Source organism: Catellatospora sp. IY07-71 (genome assembly GCF_018326265.1).
Classification (GTDB): domain Bacteria; phylum Actinomycetota; class Actinomycetes; order Mycobacteriales; family Micromonosporaceae; genus Catellatospora.
The window spans coordinates 6,082,450-6,099,387 of record NZ_AP023360.1 but is presented as its reverse complement, the minus strand read 5'-3'; the positions used below and the strand labels follow the sequence as shown (position 1 = coordinate 6,099,387).

The following is a 16,938-nucleotide window of genomic DNA, read 5'->3' as shown; positions in this document are numbered from 1 at the left end:
TCGCCCCCGGACTCGCTCGTGCCGCCACGCCATCGAAGTCCGTTCCCGCCCGGCGGCGGTACCCGGCTGATGAGATCGCTGGGGCGTGCGGACTCCAAGAATGACACAGCTGTGTTATTTTCTCGCGCATGTCGATCGGCACCGTCGCCGTCACCCACACCAGCTGGCGCACCAAGGTGGCCTACGGCTGGGGCAGCCTGGGCAACAACATCGTGTACGGGTTCATCGCGACCTACCTCGGGGTCTTCTACACCGACCACTACGGCCTCGACCCCGGTGCGGTCGCCGTGCTGTTCCTCGTCGTGCGCACCGCCGACGCCTTGTTCGATCCGGTGATGGGCGCGGTCGTCGACCGCACCCGCACCCGGTGGGGCCGCTTCCGGCCCTACCTGATCTTCGTGCCGCCGGTGCTCGCCGCGGCCACCATCGCCTGCATGAGCGCACCGCAGCTCGGCCCGGACGGCAGGCTCGCCTTCGCCTACGCCAGCTACCTGCTGTGGGGCATCGCCTTCACCGCCATGGACGTGCCCTACTGGTCGATGTCGGCCGCGCTGAGCACCGACACCCACGACCGCACCGCCATCGTCATGGTGCCGCGCACGCTCGCCAGCGTCGGCTACATCGGCGCCAACATCGCGACCCTGCCACTCGTGGCGCTGCTGGCCGGCGGCGACGACCAGCGCGGCTGGCTGCTGGTCGCCGCACTCTACGGGACCGCTGCGGTGGCCCTGACCTGGGTCACCGCAGCGGCCGTGCGCGAGCGGCCCACTACCCCCGACTCGTACGGCCTCCGCACCATGCTTCGGCTGCTGGCCGCCAACCGCCCCCTGCAGCTGGTTTTGGCGGCGCTGTTGATCACCGAACTCGTGTTCGCGGTGCGCAGCATCGTGCCGGTCTACTACGCCACCTACAACCTGGGCTCCGCCAGTCTGGTCCCCGTGCTCCTCGGCCTGTTCGCCGTCGCGACGATCGTCGGTTCACTGCTCAGCCCCCTGTCGGCGCGCCGCCTGGGCAAGCGTCGAGCCGCGGTGGCCGGCATCGCGCTGACGTCGCTGACCTCCGTCTTCGCCTGGTTCACCGGGTACGCTTCCGCCGCGCCGGTCATGGCCTGGACCGCGCTCGGCGGAGCCGGCTTCGGCCTGGCCAACATCACGCTGCTGTCGATGCTCGCCGACACCGTCGAATTCGGCCAGTGGAAGACCGGGCGCCGCACCGAAGGCCTGGTGTTCTCGCTCAACATCTTCAAGACCAAGGTCGCCTCCGGGCTGGGCGCCGGCGCCGCCCTGGGCGTACTCGCCGCCGTCGGCTACGTCGCCAACCAGGCACAGTCCACCGCCACCCTCGACGGCCTGCACCTGCTCATGACCCTCGCTCCCGGCCTGGGCGGGCTGCTCGCCATCGCGCCGCTGGCCCGCTATCCGCTCAGCGAGCAGCGCCACACCGCCATCGTCGCCGAGCTGCGCGGCCGGGACGGCGTGGCATGAGCGCCTGGCACGACATCCTGCACCGGGACGTGGCAGACCCGGCCACCGTCGGCCGCGGGAAACTGCCCGCCCGCGCCGAAGCCACCTGGTCCGACGCCTCCCGCTGGACGGCCGTCCTCGACGGCGGTTGGCGCTTCCACTGGACACCCCGGCTCGCACAGGCTCCGGAGGGATTCGAACGGCCGGGCTTCGACGACGGCGCGTGGGACAGCGTCCAGGTGCCCGGGGTATGGGAGCTGCAAGGCTACGGCACGCCCTACTACCTGGCATACCGCTTCCCGCCCGCGCTGGGAACACGCGGCCGCCGCCGGGGCACCGTGCATCCGCGCGACACCCCCACCGGCGCGCACCGCACCTGGTTCACCATGCCGCCGGACTGGACGGGGCGGCGGGTGATCCTGCACTTCGGCGCCGTGAAGTCGGCGCTGCACCTGTGGATCAACGGTGTGCCCGCAGGCTACAGCGAGGGCTCGATGACCCCGGCCGAGTTCGACGTCTCCGCGCTGCTGCGCCCGGGCCGCAATCTCGTCGCCGTCCTCGTGCACCGCTACTGCACCGGTTCGTTCCTGGAGGGCCAGGACATGTGGTGGTTCAGCGGCATCACCCGCGGCGTGCGCCTGACCGCCGAGCCCGCCCACGCCCCCTGGGACGTCGCGGTGGAGGCCGACTTCGACGCGGTCACCGGCGACGGCCTTGTCGCCCTGGCCGTCACCGCGGGTGCCGGGCGGTGCCGGGCCGTGCTCACCGACCGGTGCACCGGCGGCGTCGTCGCGCGGGCCACAGCCGACCTCGCCGGTCCCGTGACCGCGATGCGGCTCGCCGTCACCGGTGCCGCGCCCTGGAGCGCTGAGTCCCCGCACCTGTACGACCTGCTGGTCGAGGTCGTGCACGGCGACGCCAGCTGGCGCTCGACCCGTGCGGTCGGGTTCCGCCGCGTCGACATCGCCGGGGCGCAGCTGCGGGTCAACGGCCGCCCCGTGGTGTTCCACGGCGTCAACCGCCATGACTTCCACCCGCGCCGCATCTGGGACGTTCCCGACGACGTGCGCCGCACCGACTTCGCCATGATGAAACGGGCGAACATCAACGCGGTGCGGATGTCGCACTATCCGAACCCGGCCCAGGTTTACCGGCTCTGCGACGAGCTCGGCCTCTACGTCGTCGACGAGGCCGAGATCGAGTCGCACGGGGTTCGCCGCCGCGGCATCCCCGGCGACGACCCACGCTGGCATCCGGCGGTCGCGGACCGTATCGAGCGCATGGTCCGGCGCAACCGCTCCCACCCCAGCGTCGTCATGTGGTCGCTGGGCAACGAGGCCGGCGACGGCGACGCCTTCGACCTGGCCCGGCGCACCGTGCTCGCCCTGGACCGCACCCGCCCGATCCACTACGAGGGCGACACCGACCTGCGCAACAGCGACGTGCTGTCGCTGATGTACCCCACCCCGGACCTCGAACAGCGCGCAGGCGAAGGCCGGGATCTGCCGATCACCCTGCGCCAGCGTGCCCTCAACGCCGTCGCCGCCGACCACAAGCCCTTCCGCGCCGCACAGTACGCCGACCGGCCGGTCATGGCCTGCGAGTACGCGCACGCGATGGAGAACAGCCTCGGCAACCTGGCCGAGCACGTGGACAACTTCCACCGCTACCCCAACTGGGCAGGCGGGTTCATCTGGGACTGGGTCGACCAGACGATCGACGTCGACCTGCCCGACGGGCGGATCCGGCGCGCCTACGGCGGCGACTTCGGCGACACCCCCCACGACCGCTACTTCTGCGCCAACGGCCTGGTCGCCGCCGACCGCAGCCCGCACCCGGCGCTCGCTGAGGTGACCCGGGTCTACCAGCACGTCGTCTTCACCTACGACGGCGCAGCCGTCACGCTGCACAACCGGCACAGCTTCGACGACCTGTCGGGATACCTGCTGCGCTGGCGCGCTGACCGGCACGGCGACCGGGCGGGCGGCGGCGAGCACTCCGACGTGCGCGTGCCTGCCGGCGAGGCCCGCCGCATCGCCGTCCCCGCCATGCCGACAGGGGCCACGACGCTGACCGTCAGCCTGGTTCACCGCGCCGCGACCGGCTGGGCGCGGGCCGGCGACGAGCAGGCGTGGGCGCAGTTCCCGATCGGCCCACGCGTCGCCGCCCCGCTGCCGGACCGGCCGGACCCCGACCCGGGCAGATCCTGGGAACTGCGCCGGAGCAGGGGACTGGTCACCCTGACCCGCGGCCGCCGCGGCATGACCATCGACACCCGCGCCGCAACGGTCAGCTCCCTGCGGTGGGACGACAGCGAGCTGCTGACCGAGCCACTGCGGCTCAACCTGTGGCGCGCCGAGACAGACAACGACCGGGGGCTGGCCAACTTCGCACCCGCCCTGGCCGCGTTGTCCGGCGATCGCCGCTGGCGGCGCGCCACCCACCGGGTGCGTGGCCGTGCCGCCACCACCGGCTCGCACGGCGACACGAGCACGGTCACCGTGCGGCTGGCCGTGCCCGGCGTCACCGGCAGCCTGACCGCCGCCACCAGCGGACCGCACGTGCTGCTCACGCTCGACCTCGTACCCGGCAGGCCATTGATCCGCGCGGGCTGGACCGGCACCTTCGCCGCGGGGCTGACCCACGTCGACTACTACGGCCTCGGCCCGCACGAGACCTACCGCGACCGCAACCTCGGCGCCCGGCTGGGCCGCTGGTCCTCGCCGGTGACCGGCCTGCCGCACTCCTACGCCCGCCCGCAGGAGAACGGCAACCGCACCGGCCTGGACTGGCTGCGTCTCACCGGCGGGGGACACACGGTCGGCTTCGGCCGCGTCGAGGGCGAGCCCTTCGAGGCCTCGGTGCGGCCCTACACCCAGCAGCAGCTCGCCACGGCCGAGCACGCCGACGAACTGCCCACCTCCGGCCCGCCGACGCTGTCGCTGGACATCGCGCAACGCGGCGTGGGCGGCGACCTGCCCGGCGAGCTCGCCCTGCGTGACCACGCGCGCCTGCCGGCCCACCGCCGGTATCGCCTCACCGTGGCGGTGGCATGGGACTCGCAGTGACCTGTTCAATGTATTCGCGGGACTCGTCCCGGCGGCAACCCGCTGCCGTCCTGCCTCGCGGCTGCGGCTCGCGGTTCGGCGCAGTTCCACCTCGTATCCTGACGGGTGTGAACGCGCCGAGGACACCGTGACGGAGAACGCCAGGCTGCGTGCCCGGCGCCGTGCCGAACTGCTCGCCGCGGCCCGTGCGCTGTTCCTCCAGCACGGAGTAGACGCGGTGACCGTCGAGCAGATCACCGAACAGGCCGCGGTCACCCGGCGCACCTTCTACCGCTACTTTCTGAGCCGAGATCATGTGGCACTGGCGATCGAGGCCGACATCCTCGATCACTGGGCCGCCCGCGCCGAGCAGGCCCGCGCCGGGCTGACCGGCAGCGGCGCCGAGCTGCTCGCCGGATACCTGCGGCGGGTGGAGAAGCTGGTCGACGAAGTCGCGGACGAGATCGGCTTCACCCGCGTGTTCGACGCCACCACGCTCGGCGTGCTCGACGCGTCGCCGGAGGCGGCCGCCTACGCGTCGGCCATCCGCCGGCTGCATGCACCGCTGGTGGACATCCTGCGGCGGGGCTTCGCGGACGGCTCCCTGGCGGCCGTGGCGCCTGCCGAGCTGACCGCGGCCACCATCACCAACGCTCTTATCGGGCTCGCGCAGCGTGTCCACGGCCGTGGCCAGGCGATCGCCGCCGAACAGGACGTCGTGGTGCGCGCCATGCTGACGACATACCTGGAGCTGGTCTGTCGGGGCCTGGCGGCGCCGGCTGCGCGGACCTGAGTGGCGGTCACGCGAGGCTGCGGGGGTGTGCCTCGGCGACGGTGCGGTGGGGTCTGCACCTGCCGTCCCCCTCATCGCCGTGAAGCGCGGCACGGCGGGGCGGGTTCCCCGGGGCCGGCCCGCCGAGCAGGACGTGCCCGCGGGCCGGACCGTCGAGAGGTCCGGCCCGCGGGCACGGTCTCGCGCGTCAGGCGACCGGGATCGCCTGGTTCTTCAGGGTCTGCACTGTGTAGGCCTGGGCATCGGTGAGGGCGTCGGCGAGGGTGCCCTGGCCCGACACCGCCGCCTTGAACCCGTCGGAGGCGTTGGCGTAGGTGGCCGTCATGCTCGGCCCCCACGTGAACCCGGGCGGGACCTGCGTCGACGCCTTGGCGAACACCTCGTAGATCTTCTGGTCGCCGTAGAACGCCACTCCATTGGCCAGTGCCGGCAGGTTCGCGCCGGCCTTGGTGGCCGGGTACAGGTTGGCCTTCTCGTTGAGCAGGGTGAGCGCCTCGTCGCTGGTGTTCAGCCACAGTGCGAACTTCGCGGCCTCGTACGGGTGCTTGGAGCCCTTGAACACCGCCGTGGACGACCCACCCCAGTTGCCCGCGCTGGCCTCGCCGCTGCTCCACTGCGGCATCGGGGCGACCCGCCACTTGCCCTTGGTCTTCGGCGCGCCGGTGGCGATCGAGTTCGCGCCCCACACCGCCGAGACCCAGGTCCAGGCCTGGTCGGTGTTGTAGGCGTTGTCCCACTCGGCGGTCCACGGCGGCACCGAGGACACGAGTCTGCGGTCGATCAGATCCTGCCAGTACTGCGCGACCTTCGTGGTCTTGTCGTCGGTCAGGCTGACGGTCCACTTCTGCCCGTCGTTGCCGAACCAGTGCCCGCCCGCCTGCCAGGCCAGGCCGGCGAACTGGTTGATGTCGCTCTGGGAGAAGTTGGTGATGTATCCGCCCGCGGCCTTGACCTTCTCCGCCGCGGCGGCGTACTCCTGCCAGGTGGCCGGCACGGCGATGCCGGCCTTGTCGAACAGGTCGGCGCGGTAGAACAGCGCCATCGGGCCGGTGTCCTGCGGCACGCCGTAGGCGGCGGCCGAGTCGCCGAGGCTGACCTGGTCCCAGGTCCACGGCACGAACTGGTCCCTGGCCGCGGCGACGATGTCGCACGCGCCGAGGTCGAACAAGCCGTCCTGGACCCGGAATCCGGGCAGCGCGTCGTACTCGATCTGGCCCAGGTCCGGGGCGTTTCCGGCCTTGAGCTGGTTGAAGAAGTTCTGGTAGGTGCCGCCGTTGCCGCTCGGGCCGGTCTGCACCTTGACCTGGATGTCGGGGTTCTCGGCGTTCCAGGCCTGCACGACCTGCTCGATGTTGGGGACCCAGGAGGTGAACGTCAGCGTGACCGGACCGCCGCCGGAGGGCGCGCAGGCCGAGGCGGTGCTGCCGCCAGGGGCGGCGTCGGGGGTGGAGCAGGCGGTGACGGCTACTGCTGAGGTCAGCAGGACGCCTATGGTGCGCAGGACTGCGCTCATCAGGGCTGCCTTTCAGTGGGGGACGTGTTGCGGGGGAGAGGGTGTTACTTGACCGCTCCCGTGCTGATCCCGGTGCGCCAGAACCGCTGGAGCATCAGGAAGGCGACGGCGAGCGGAGCGATGGAGATCATCGAGCCGACGATGACCATGCCGCGCAGCTCGGGGACCTGGGTGATCTGGGTGTTCCAGGAGTAGAGGCCGAGCGTGAGGGGGAACAGCCGCTCGTCGCTGAGCATGATCAGCGGGAGCAGGAAGTTGTTCCAGACGGCGACGAAGTGGAACAGGAAGATCGTCACGAGCGCCGGGGACATGAGCCTGGCGGAGATCGTGAAGAACGTGCGGAGCTCGCCGGCACCGTCGATCCGGGCGGCCTCCAGCAGCCCGTCGGGCACGCCGGCAGCGGCGTAGACGCGGGCCAGGTACACCCCGAACGGGTTGACGAGGCTGGGCAGGAACACCGCCCAGAACGTGTTGGTGGCCTGGAACTGGCTGAAGATCAGGAACAGCGGCAGCGCCAGCGCCGTGGCGGGCACGAGAACGCCGCTGAGCACCACGTTGAAGATCAGCTCACGGCCGGGGAAGCGGTACTTGGCCAGCGCGTAGCCGCACATGGCGGCGAGCAGGGTGCCCAGCAGCGCGGCGCCGCCGGTGTAGGCGAGGCTGTTGAGCGTCCACTGCAGGAACACGCCGTCGCGGTAGGCGATCAGCTCGCGGATGTTGTCGAGCAGGTGGAAGTCGGCGAACCACAGCGGGCTGGTCCCGGTGAACTGCTCGCGGTTCTTGGTGGCGCCGACGAACAGCCACCACAGCGGCAGCAGGAAGTAGACGGTGCAGACGCCCATGATCAGCATGGCCGCGGAGCGGGGCAGGGCGCTGTGGTCGCGGCGCCGGATCGTTTCGGCGAGGGTGGCCGGGTGGGTCGTCACGGCAGGCTCCTGCGCTGGGTCGCCTTGAGGAAGGCGAAGGAGAGGACGAAGGTGGTCAGGGCGAGCACCACGGAGAAGGCCGCGGCCAGGTTGAAGTTCGGGACGGCCGACAGCGAGAAGACGGTCATGTTGGGGGTGTAGGTGCTCGACACGGCGGAGCTGAAGCTGCGGAACACCTGCGGCTCGGACAGCAGCTGCAGCGTGCCGATGATCGAGAAGACGGTGGTGAGCACGATCGCGGGCATCACCAGGGGGATCTTGATGGACCAGGCGATGCGCAGCCGGCCGGCGCCGTCGAGGCGGGCGGCCTCGTACATCTCGGTGGGGATCGACATCAGCGCCGAGTAGATGATCAGCATGTTGTAGCCGACGTAGACCCAGGTGACGACGTTGGCGATGGACCACAGCACGGTGTCGGCCGACAGCAGGTCGACGGTGCTGGTGATCGGCTTGAGGGGCGACAGGTTGGGGGAGTAGAGGAAGCCCCACATGATCGCGGCGACGACGCCGGGCACGGCGTAGGGGACGAAGAACGCCAGCCGGAAGAAGCGCCGCCCGGTGACCAGTCCCGAGTCGAGCAGCAGGGCCAGTGCCAGGGCGAGCCCGAGCATGATCGGGACCTGGATCACGCCGTAGAGGAGCATCCGGGCCACCGACGTCCAGAACGGGCCGTCGGTGAAGACGAGCTGGTATTGGGCCAGGCCGCCGAACACCTCCTGGGCGGGGCCGTAGGTGCCGGTGCGTTTGACGACGTACAGCGACTGCACGATCGCGTACCCGATCGGGACGAGGTAGAACAGCAGGAACAGGACGCCGAAGGGGACCACGAACACGGCGACCGCCCGGGTGTAGCGGTGCCGGCGGCGCCGGCCGGTCCGGTCCGGGGGCGCCTGCTGAAGCCGGGGTGCGGGGGTGGTGGCGAGCTGCGTCATGCGGGCTGCTCCTGTCTGACCACGCGCACCGTGCCGGCGGGCACCCGCAAAAGGGGGCCGGCGGGTTCGCCGGTGACCAGTTCGTGGCCGGTGATGGGGTGTTCGATGTCCTTGCCGCCGTGGTTGACGACGAACGTGTATCGGTGCTGCGGTCCCTGCCGGTGGACGACCTCGACGGTGCCGTCGCTCTCGGGTCCCGACGCGGTGACGCCCGCGTCGCGGATGGCGCGGCGCAGCACGTCGCGCAGGTCCGCCGGGTCCAGCGCGGTGGCGACGTACCAGGCCTGGCCTGCTCCGTGGTGGTTGCGGGTCACCGCGGGCACGCCGGGCAGGGGACCGTCGGCGTACCGGTCGACGGCCTCGGCGGTGGTGGTGTGCAGCAGCTCGGCCCAGGTGGTGGCGCGGGCGCCGCTGTCGAGGATGGTCTCGTCGCCGGGCAGTAGGGGCACGAACTCCTCGACGCTGACGCCGAGCAGGTCGCGGAACGCGCCGGGGTAGCCGCCGAGCCGGATGCGGTCGTGCTCGTCGACGATGCCGCTGTAGAACGTGACCACGGCGTGGCCGCCGGCCCGGACGTAGCCGGCCAGCGCCGCCGCGTCGCGGTCACGGACCATGTGCAGGCAGGGCACGACCACGACGCGGTACCGGCTGAGGTCGGCGGCGGGGGAGACGACGTCGGTGGTGACGCCCAGCTCGCGCAGCGCGCGGTGGGCGGCGTGGACCTGGTCGAGGTAGCGCACCCCCTGCGAGGGCCGGGCCTCGGTGTCGGTGGCCCACCAGGACTCCCAGTCGAACAGCAGCGCGGTGTCGGATTCGACGGTGCTGCCGGCGACCTCGGCGAGCCGGTCGAGGGCCGCGGACAGTTCGAGGACCTCGCGCCATACGGCGGTTCGGGTGCCGGCGTGCGGCACGATCGCGGAGTGGAACTTCTCGGCGCCCTGCGCGGAGGCGCGCCACTGGAAGAAGCACAGGGCGTCGGCGCCGCGCGCGACGTGGGTCAGGGAGTTGCGCAGCATCTGGCCGGGTGCCTTGGGCAGGTTGTACGGCTGCCAGTTGACCGCGCCGGTGGACTGTTCCATGAGCATCCACGGCCGCCCGGCGGCCAGGCCGCGGGTCAGGTCGGCGGCGAAGGACAGCTCGGCGGCGGGGTCGCCCAGGCGATGGTCGAGGTAGTGGTCGTTGGCGATGACGTCCATCGCCGGTGCCCACCTCCAGTAGTCGAGATTGCGGATGTGTGCGGTGACCATGAAGTTCGTGGTGACCGGCGCGCTGGAGTGGCCGCGCAGGATGTCCGCCTCGGCCAGGTAGCACTCCAGCAGCGCATCCGAGCTGAACCGGTGGAAGTCGACGAGCTGCGCGGGGTTGCGGGTGGACAGCGTGAGCCGAGGCGGCTGGATCTCGGCCCATGCGGCGTAGCGCTGGCTCCAGAACGCGGTGCCCCACGCCTGGTTGAGGCTGTCGAGGTCGCCGTAGCGGCGGGTGAGCCAGTCCCGGAAGGCCTGGGCGCTGGTGTCGTCGTAGCACAGGGCGTTGTGGCAGCCGAGTTCGTTGGACACGTGCCACATCGCCAGCGCCGGGTGCTCGCCGTAGCGGTTGGCGACCTGCTCGACCAGGGCGAGAGCGTGCTCGCGGAAGACCGGCGAGCTGGGGCACCAGGCCTGCCTGCCGCCGGGGAACCGGGTCGTGCCGTCCGCCGCGACGGGCAGGACCTCGGGGTGGCGGTGGGTGAGCCAGGGCGGTGGTGAGGCGGTGCCGGTGCCGAGGTTGACCCGGATGCCGTTGGCGTGCAGCAGTTCCATGATCTTGTCGAGGGCGGCGAAGTCGTACCGGCCCGGCTGCGGCTCGATGCTGGACCAGCCGAAGATGTTGACGGCGACCAGGTCGATGCCGGCGGCACGCATCAAAGCCATGTCCTCGTGCCAGACGGCCTCGGGCCACTGCTCGAAGTTGTAGTCGCAGCCCAGCGTGATGCCGGGGGACGGCAGCGCGGGGTGACCGTGACCTGGTGTCTGGTTCGGCATGGACCTTTCCTCTGTGCGTTTGCCCAGGTAGAGCGTGTGTGCTCGTGCACACATCGGGCCGCGGTGACGCCTGGACGGCGAATGTGTGAACGAGCACACACGCTAGCCACGGCCCTGGGTGGCGTCAATAGCGTCGTTTACAGTGGCGGCGTGACCAGCTCCGGTGCGCCCCGGCGATCCACCGTGAAGGACATCGCCGCAGCCGCGGGGGTGTCCCGCGGCACGGTGAACCGCGTGCTCAACGGCGGATATGTCTCACCCGACGCCCGCGCCGCGATCGAGGCCGCCATCGCCGAGGTCGGCTACGTCCCGAACACCGCGGCCCGCAACCTCAAACGCCGCCGGTCCGAGGCCGTCGGGTTCCTCGCCCTGGAGCCGCACACCGTGCTGCTGGAGGACCCCAACATCGGGGCCATCATGCTCGGCGCCAACGCGGCGCTGTCGCTGGCCGGATACCAGATGGTCAGCCTCGTCATCGACTCCGACCGCGACACCGAGCGCGTCGCCCGCTACCTCAGCGGCGGCTTCGTCGACGGCGCGATCATCGTCTCCGCGCGCGCCTACGACCCGATCACCAAGCTCATCGGGCAGATCGGCCTGCCCGCGGTGTACGTCGGGCACCCGCCCGACCTGGCCAATGCCATACCGTTCGTCGGCATCGACAACGCCGGCTCCGCTGGGGAGATCACCCGGCGCCTGATGGCCACCGGCCGCCGCCGCATCGGCATGATCGCCCCCGCGCTCAACCGCGACTCCGGTGCCGACCGCCTCAGCGGATTCCGCGACGCGCTCGGCGACCTGTTCGCCCCCGAGTTGGTCGCCGAGGTGCCGCACTACGACTACGCGAGCGGCGTCAACGGCATGCGGGAGCTGTTGCGCCGCGAACCCGCCGTCGACGGCGTGTTCGCCGCGTCCGACGCGGTCGCGGCCGGGGCGATGCAGGTTCTCCGGGAGGCGGGCCGCGAGGTGCCGGGCGACGTCGGCGTGGTCGGCTTCGACGACAGCTCGTGGGCGGCGCGCACCCAGCCGCCGCTGTCGACCGTCCACCAGCCGGCCCGCGAGCTCGGCCGAAACGCCGCCGAGCTCGTGCACCGCCAGATCCTCGGCGATGCGGACGTGCCGCACAGCGTGTTGCTGCCCTCGCCGGTCGTCTGGCGGCAGTCGGCCTGACCGCCTGATGTCCAGACAGGCCGCTTCGCGACAGTCGTTGAAGCGTGGTGGAATCCGCGAACTGTGCTCGTGCACACATGGCGGAACCGAACATGTTCTCTCGCAGTGCAACACGGGCGCAAGAGTGTCCTGTGCAGATGTGCGCGATCCGGCAAACGCGAGCATCCAACCTGTACCGGCCGGTAACAAGCGTGTTACCAAACGGGCCCCCAACATTGGAGGCCCTGAATGCACCACCGGCTCCGTCCCCTCCTCGCCGGTCTGGCCGCAGGCGCGATGCTCGCGCTCTCACCCGCCACGCCCGCGTCGGCCGCCGGCACCGACTACGCCGCGCTGGGCGACTCGTACTCCTCCGGCGTCGGTACCAACAACTACGACAGCGCCAGCGGCAGCTGCAAGCGCGGCCCGCGTGCCTACCCGCAGCTGTGGGCCAACGGCCACGCTGTCGCCAGCTTCCGGTTCGTGGCCTGCTCCGGCGCCACCACCCGCGAGGTCCTCAGCGGGCAGCTCGGCGCGCTCGACTCCGGCACCGACCTGGTCACCATCTCGGTCGGCGGCAACGACGCGGGCTTCGCCGACGTCATCACCAACTGTCGGCTGCAGAGCGACGCCGACTGCGCCACCGCGGTCAGCAACGCGAAGTCCTACATGAACAACACCCTGCCCGGTCGGCTCGACGAGACCTACCGTGCGATCCGCAGCCGCGCACCCGGCGCCCGGGTGGTCGTGCTCGGCTACCCGCGCCTGTTCGAGCTGGGCAGCTGCGGGTTCGGCAGCATCGGCGAGTACAAGCGCCAGCTGCTCAACGGCGGCTCCGACACCATGTCCGCAGTCATCTCGGCTCGCGCAGGCGTCGCCGGGTTCACCTATGTCGACGTGCGGGGCCGGTTCGCCGGGCACGGCGTCTGCGGTGCGACACCGTGGATAAACGGGACCACTCTGCCCGTCACCGAGTCGTACCACCCGAACTCCAGCGGTCACTCCTCCGGTTACCTCCCCGCGCTGAACAGCGTCACCGGATAGGGCGGCGGGGAGGGGGCGTCTGGTCCGCGGACGCGGACCAGACGCCCCCTGCCGAGCGGTACTACCGGGCAACCGACGCGGACCCATCCCCGGACGGCGACCTCGCCTGGGACCGGCCTGCGGTCTGACCGGGTCGTATGGCAGCCCGGCCGGCACGGCGACGATCGTCGCAGAGAACGCTTCTGACCGGGCAGATCTGCCAGCGCCCTGTCCGTCAGCGGAACTATCGGGCACTTCGGCTGCTGTGGGGCGTTTGTTTGCGTGCGACGCTGGACACCTTCGTGGATTCGATTGGGGCGCGCCATCGAGTCTCGGCAGGAGGGCAGGCGCTGCTCCGGTTGCGTGGGTACGCTGCCCGGGTGGGACATCGCAAGGGCGCACGGGCACTGGTCGTCGGTCAGACGACGTACCGCTGGGCTGGTTCCCACAGCCACCATGCTGATCACGGCGTCGACGGCAAACCGCGTTACCACGACTGCGCTGAGCACGTCACGATACGGCGCGACGGCGCGCCCGGCCGCCTGGACGTTGTCTTCGCGAGCGGCCCGGGACGTCTGGTGTCTGACGGCATTCTGCACGCTGGCGCGGTGATACGCGGTGACGAGTACCTGAACCTCAACCGGCCGGGCGTGGTGCGCGCGCTGCTCGACGAGGCGCTCAGCCGCGGCTGGCAGGCCGGTGCTCCTGGCCGCGCCGAGTTCGACGGTTGGGCCCTGATCGACGCCGTCCTGGACCGCCTGCACGCCACGGAGGCGGTCGCCGCCGCTCAGCCTGGACCAGCGAGTCACGCCGACCTTCCATCCGTGTAGGCGGCGTGTCGGCTATCCGCTGGTAACGGATTCGCCGCGTCGCCTGTAATGGCGTCGCTTGGCGCCCGCTTGGTGTTGACGTCGCCAATGCGACCAGGCGAGCACGACCGCCAGGCTCGCGGCAGTGGGCAGGACGGTGTCGATCAGGTGTCTGGCTTCGGCGAGGGTCAGGTCGATCAGGTCGGCGCTGGTGGTGGCGGCCCGCTGGGCGATGCTGACCCTGGCGAAGATGACCGACCGAGAACCTCGGGACGGTCTGAAGCGTGCCCTGCCGAGGAGAGCACTCCACTCGACCACGCACGAGTGATTTCTGAAGAGCAGATGCGCCGTCAAGGCCGGCTTGACGGCGCACCGTCTACAAGGCGAAGTGCTCGTACCCGTCCGGTCGGCGGGCCAGGCGGGTTTCCGGACACAGATTCCCGACACCAGGTGTATTGATTGGGGTGGCGGCGCATCGACATCCTGTGCGGATGGGGCAGCCTGGACCTCTTACAACGGCACCGATACGACCGCGTACCGACTGGCGGGTCCGGATCGCGTCCGGTCTCAGCGGCGCGACTGCCGGATTGGCGCTCAGCATCGCCAGCGACATCAGCGGCATTCGGGTCCTGACTGTCGTCGCCGCAGTCGTGGCGCTGGTCTTCACCGTCCTGTGGCTGCGGGACCCGGCCGCCCACGAGCCGAGGCAACGCCGGGTGGTCTACGCCGCCCGCACCCTGGCCGCCGTCGCGCTGGCCGCCACGATCACCGCCGCCGCAGCCGACTCCCGCACCGTCGCCTTGTACGCGACGCTGCTGGCCGTCGCCGCGACCGTCGCCGCGACCCTGATCTTGACCAGCGCCAGCGCGGTGATCGGCGCCCTTTGCGGAGCAATGGTCATCGGGGTTGGGGTGGCGGGCATCGTCCTGGGGATGGTGTGGGTGGCAGACGGCGATGTGCTGATCGGGGTGGCGACCATCGGGGTTGGGGTGACGACTGCCGGCATCGGGGTGGCATGGGTGGTGGACAGTGATGTGCTGGCCGGGATGGCGACCACAGGCATGGGGGCGGCGGCAATCGCCTTCGGGGCGGCGCTGCTGGTGGGTGGTGAGGTGCTGGTCGGGGTGACGACCGTCGGCACGGGGGTGGCGGCCATCGCCGTCGGAGTGGCGATGCTGGTCAACACCGGTCTGCGGGAGACAAGCCGGGGGCGTGACTACGGCAACCGCTTGACGAGCCGAGAAGCGGCACAGGCAGGTCGTCCACTGGCTGATGCCGTGACGCCCTCCCTCCCGTCGGGCAACTGCGCCACGTCATAGCTCACGGGGCCGATCATCGGGGTGACAGGACGCCCAGTTCACACGATTTCGCCGCCGATGCGAACGGTCGCGAGCCGCCGCATGCGAAACCGGATCGAGCCGCGATAAGGAGCGAGGTAGAGTCCCGCCTCGTGACGGCAACGGTTGACCAGGTCGAAGACCACAGCGAGCGGCTCGGTCGGGAGGCCATGCGTCGTCTGCGACTGCGATCGGTGTGCGCGATCGACCCGGGTCTGACCGATGCGGAGTTCGACGAGATCGAGCAGGAGTTCGGGTTCCGGTTCGCCGACGACCACAGAGCCTTCCTGGCCGCAGGGCTTCCGGTGAACACCCGGCCCGAGCCGCGAGAGCCCGGAGTCTTCTACGCGCATGCTGAGCCTTGGCCGGACTGGCGTCGCGCCGACCGTGACCAGCTGCGCGCGGCGCTGAACTGGCCCATCGAGGGCGTCCTGCTCGACGTCGAGCACAACAGCTTCTGGTACGAAAGCTGGGACCCTCGCCCACCGGACACGGTCGAGGCCGTGGCGGCCGCGGCGCGAATGCTCGCCCAGGTGCCGCCGATGGTGCCGGTCTACGGGCACCGCTACCTGCCCGCCGGGCGGGGCATGTCCGGTCACCCTGTGCTGTCCATGTGGCAGACCGACATCATCTACTACGGCTTGAACCTGGCCGATTACATCGATCGTGAGTTCGGCCGCCAGGGTCCCGGCGAGGAACCGTGGGAGCCGCAGGCGACCGTCGAATTCTGGCGGGACCTGGTCTGAACCGCATGCCTGTATACCGAACTCACCTCCATGAGGATCAGCCGTCCGATCCCCGCCCGGCATCCTTCACGCCATGACGGTGTTTTCTGCGGCACCTGCGGGGCGGTGGTGACTGCCGACGTGAGCGAGATTCCGTTCCCGGACGAGCCCGCCGTCCACGACGACCGCACCCCAGCACCGTCCCGGACGACGCCGGGTGCTCTCGATCCGACTGCGGTCACCGAGCACCACCCGAACTCGGAACAGTGGTGAGCACCGGCCTGCGCGTCATCGCGTTCACTGTCCGATGGCTTCCCGGCCGGCGCGTCCACGACATCGTGCCCACCATCGACGGCCGGTCGCTACTCGACCTGATCGACCGCTTCGAGCTCGACGCTGGAATGCATCCCGCAGGTGGCGCCTACGGCGGCCTCATCCCCGCCTTCTACCGGTACGGCCCGCTCGACGAGCACTTCCTGGGCAAGGAGAACCCCGGGCTAGGCGGTGTCTCGAAGTTCGTGTAGCCACTCGCTGATGGCGGTGATTCGGGTTGGTGCCAGGTAGCGGCTTCGTGGGCTGCGGCTTCAATCTTGAACGACCGCTCCTTCTCGGGGCGCGGGATGTGGGTCCGAAGATGCACAATAGTGATCAACATGTCGCCGAACGCGCGAGGATTCGACCTTGACTAACAGTGATAATGAGTGGGTTGCGAGCCTGCCCTTCTCGTCGGGTACGTCCTTTGCTGGGCGGCTCGCGATGCTGGGCGGCACACTGGCGCTGACCGAGCAGGACCTCACGTTCACGCCATTGATCGGACTGGGACGCATCCGGCGGTTTGCACTGGCGGACATCGAGAGTGTCGCCGTCCATGCCGACAAGCCGCCACGGCTGCGCATCGCCCTGAAGCGCGGCAGCGCAGTGGTTCTGATGGTTACTTCGAGTCGGGCCACGCCGGTGTGGTCGCAGGATGCCTCTGCGCGGGATGAAGCGATCATGGCGATCAACGCCCGCCTTGCCGGCAGCTAGACAGTGTGCCGAAGTGCGTGCAGCCACTCGTTGATGGCGGTGATGTGGATCGTGGCCAAGTAGCGGACGGCGAGCTTGTCGAACCGCGTGGCCACGGCCCGGTTGCGTTTGAGCCGGTTGATGCCGCACTCGACGGCGTGGCGCTGCCGGTAGACGGCAGGGTCGAACGCCGAG

At 70.5% G+C, this 16,938-nt stretch carries 15 protein-coding genes and 1 pseudogene; 10 read left to right on the top strand and 6 right to left on the bottom strand.

Translation table 11 applies throughout. From position 1 onward, the window contains the following. The first annotated feature begins 128 nt into the window (after positions 1–128). From CS0771_RS27195 to CS0771_RS27185, 3 genes are all read left to right on the top strand, one after another. The gene (locus tag CS0771_RS27195) at positions 129–1,484 is read left to right on the top strand and encodes a glycoside-pentoside-hexuronide (GPH):cation symporter (protein WP_212843649.1); all 1,356 of its coding nucleotides are present in this window, start codon (positions 129–131) and stop codon (positions 1,482–1,484) included. After that, positions 1,481–4,531: a glycoside hydrolase family 2 TIM barrel-domain containing protein gene (locus tag CS0771_RS27190; protein ID WP_212843648.1), complete on the top strand. Its 3,051-nt coding sequence runs from the start codon at positions 1,481–1,483 to the stop codon at positions 4,529–4,531. The genes CS0771_RS27195 and CS0771_RS27190 overlap by 4 nt, the downstream gene beginning before the upstream one ends. 127 nt (positions 4,532–4,658) lie before the next feature. Beyond that, positions 4,659–5,303 carry a TetR/AcrR family transcriptional regulator gene (locus CS0771_RS27185; protein ID WP_212843647.1) on the top strand — a complete coding sequence of 215 codons (645 nt, stop codon included), beginning with the start codon at positions 4,659–4,661 and terminating at the stop codon, positions 5,301–5,303. A gap of 187 nt (positions 5,304–5,490) precedes the next feature. Here CS0771_RS27185 and CS0771_RS27180 read toward each other — a convergent pair whose 3' ends face one another. The 4 genes from CS0771_RS27180 to CS0771_RS27165 are packed head-to-tail and all read right to left on the bottom strand — an operon-like array spanning position 5,491 to position 10,695. Next, complete coding sequence (locus CS0771_RS27180; protein WP_212843646.1) at positions 5,491–6,816, bottom strand: ABC transporter substrate-binding protein; 1,326 nt, start codon at positions 6,814–6,816, stop codon at positions 5,491–5,493. A 44-nt stretch (positions 6,817–6,860) separates the two neighbouring features. Continuing rightward, a complete protein-coding gene (locus CS0771_RS27175; protein ID WP_371821488.1) occupies positions 6,861–7,742 on the bottom strand; it encodes a carbohydrate ABC transporter permease in 882 nt (293 codons plus the stop codon). Further along, the gene (locus CS0771_RS27170) at positions 7,739–8,674 is read right to left on the bottom strand and encodes a carbohydrate ABC transporter permease (RefSeq protein WP_212843645.1); all 936 of its coding nucleotides are present in this window, start codon (positions 8,672–8,674) and stop codon (positions 7,739–7,741) included. Before CS0771_RS27170 ends, CS0771_RS27175 begins: the two co-directional genes overlap by 4 nt. After that, a complete protein-coding gene (locus CS0771_RS27165; protein ID WP_212843644.1) occupies positions 8,671–10,695 on the bottom strand; it encodes a beta-galactosidase in 2,025 nt (674 codons plus the stop codon). The genes CS0771_RS27170 and CS0771_RS27165 overlap by 4 nt, the downstream gene beginning before the upstream one ends. Positions 10,696–10,845: 150 nt before the next feature. Here CS0771_RS27165 and CS0771_RS27160 point away from each other — a divergent pair, with 150 nt between their 5' ends. From CS0771_RS27160 to CS0771_RS27145, 4 genes are all read left to right on the top strand, one after another. After that, entirely contained in the window at positions 10,846–11,865 is a 1,020-nt protein-coding gene (locus tag CS0771_RS27160) for a LacI family DNA-binding transcriptional regulator (RefSeq protein WP_244871054.1), read from the top strand. 228 nt (positions 11,866–12,093) lie between these two features. Continuing rightward, complete coding sequence (locus CS0771_RS27155) at positions 12,094–12,888, top strand: SGNH/GDSL hydrolase family protein (protein WP_212843642.1); 795 nt, start codon at positions 12,094–12,096, stop codon at positions 12,886–12,888. A gap of 359 nt (positions 12,889–13,247) precedes the next feature. Further along, positions 13,248–13,697 (top strand): hypothetical protein, encoded by a 450-nt coding sequence (locus tag CS0771_RS27150; RefSeq protein ID WP_212843641.1) that lies wholly within the window; start codon positions 13,248–13,250, stop codon positions 13,695–13,697. 566 nt (positions 13,698–14,263) lie between these two features. Beyond that, the gene (locus tag CS0771_RS27145; protein WP_212843640.1) at positions 14,264–14,995 is read left to right on the top strand and encodes a hypothetical protein; all 732 of its coding nucleotides are present in this window, start codon (positions 14,264–14,266) and stop codon (positions 14,993–14,995) included. 38 nt (positions 14,996–15,033) lie between these two features. On the opposite strand, the gene CS0771_RS39315 is transcribed toward CS0771_RS27145, so the two are convergent. Further along, positions 15,034–15,159 carry a hypothetical protein gene (locus CS0771_RS39315; protein WP_256442843.1) on the bottom strand — a complete coding sequence of 42 codons (126 nt, stop codon included), beginning with the start codon at positions 15,157–15,159 and terminating at the stop codon, positions 15,034–15,036. A 24-nt stretch (positions 15,160–15,183) separates the two neighbouring features. Here CS0771_RS39315 and CS0771_RS27140 point away from each other — a divergent pair, with 24 nt between their 5' ends. The 3 genes from CS0771_RS27140 to CS0771_RS27130 all read left to right on the top strand — a co-directional run bounded on the left by CS0771_RS27140 (position 15,184) and on the right by CS0771_RS27130 (position 16,764). After that, positions 15,184–15,759: a hypothetical protein gene (locus CS0771_RS27140; RefSeq protein WP_212843639.1), complete on the top strand. Its 576-nt coding sequence runs from the start codon at positions 15,184–15,186 to the stop codon at positions 15,757–15,759. Between the two features lie 248 nt (positions 15,760–16,007). Next, positions 16,008–16,262: a hypothetical protein gene (locus CS0771_RS27135; protein WP_212843638.1), complete on the top strand. Its 255-nt coding sequence runs from the start codon at positions 16,008–16,010 to the stop codon at positions 16,260–16,262. A gap of 157 nt (positions 16,263–16,419) precedes the next feature. Further along, positions 16,420–16,764, top strand: coding sequence for a hypothetical protein (locus tag CS0771_RS27130; RefSeq protein WP_203757130.1), 345 nt, complete (start codon positions 16,420–16,422; stop codon positions 16,762–16,764). Here the strand turns inward: CS0771_RS27130 and CS0771_RS39755 are convergent. Beyond that, positions 16,761–16,931: pseudogene (locus CS0771_RS39755) on the bottom strand (IS5/IS1182 family transposase); the annotation flags it as partial. The gene CS0771_RS27130 and the pseudogene CS0771_RS39755 sit on opposite strands and share 4 nt — an antisense overlap. Positions 16,932–16,938 lie beyond the last annotated feature (7 nt).

Bases quoted from the DNA above. Each gene is read 5' to 3' on its own strand.
- CS0771_RS27195 (WP_212843649.1), top strand. From the start codon at position 129: ATGTCGATCGGCACCGTCGCCGTCACCCACACCAGCTGGCGCACCAAG.
- CS0771_RS27190 (WP_212843648.1), top strand. From the start codon at position 1,481: ATGAGCGCCTGGCACGACATCCTGCACCGGGACGTGGCAGACCCGGCC.
- CS0771_RS27180 (WP_212843646.1), bottom strand. From the start codon at position 6,816: ATGAGCGCAGTCCTGCGCACCATAGGCGTCCTGCTGACCTCAGCAGTA.
- CS0771_RS27170 (WP_212843645.1), bottom strand. From the start codon at position 8,674: ATGACGCAGCTCGCCACCACCCCCGCACCCCGGCTTCAGCAGGCGCCC.
- CS0771_RS27165 (WP_212843644.1), bottom strand. From the start codon at position 10,695: ATGCCGAACCAGACACCAGGTCACGGTCACCCCGCGCTGCCGTCCCCC.
- CS0771_RS27155 (WP_212843642.1), top strand. From the start codon at position 12,094: ATGCACCACCGGCTCCGTCCCCTCCTCGCCGGTCTGGCCGCAGGCGCG.
- CS0771_RS27140 (WP_212843639.1), top strand. From the start codon at position 15,184: ATGCGTCGTCTGCGACTGCGATCGGTGTGCGCGATCGACCCGGGTCTG.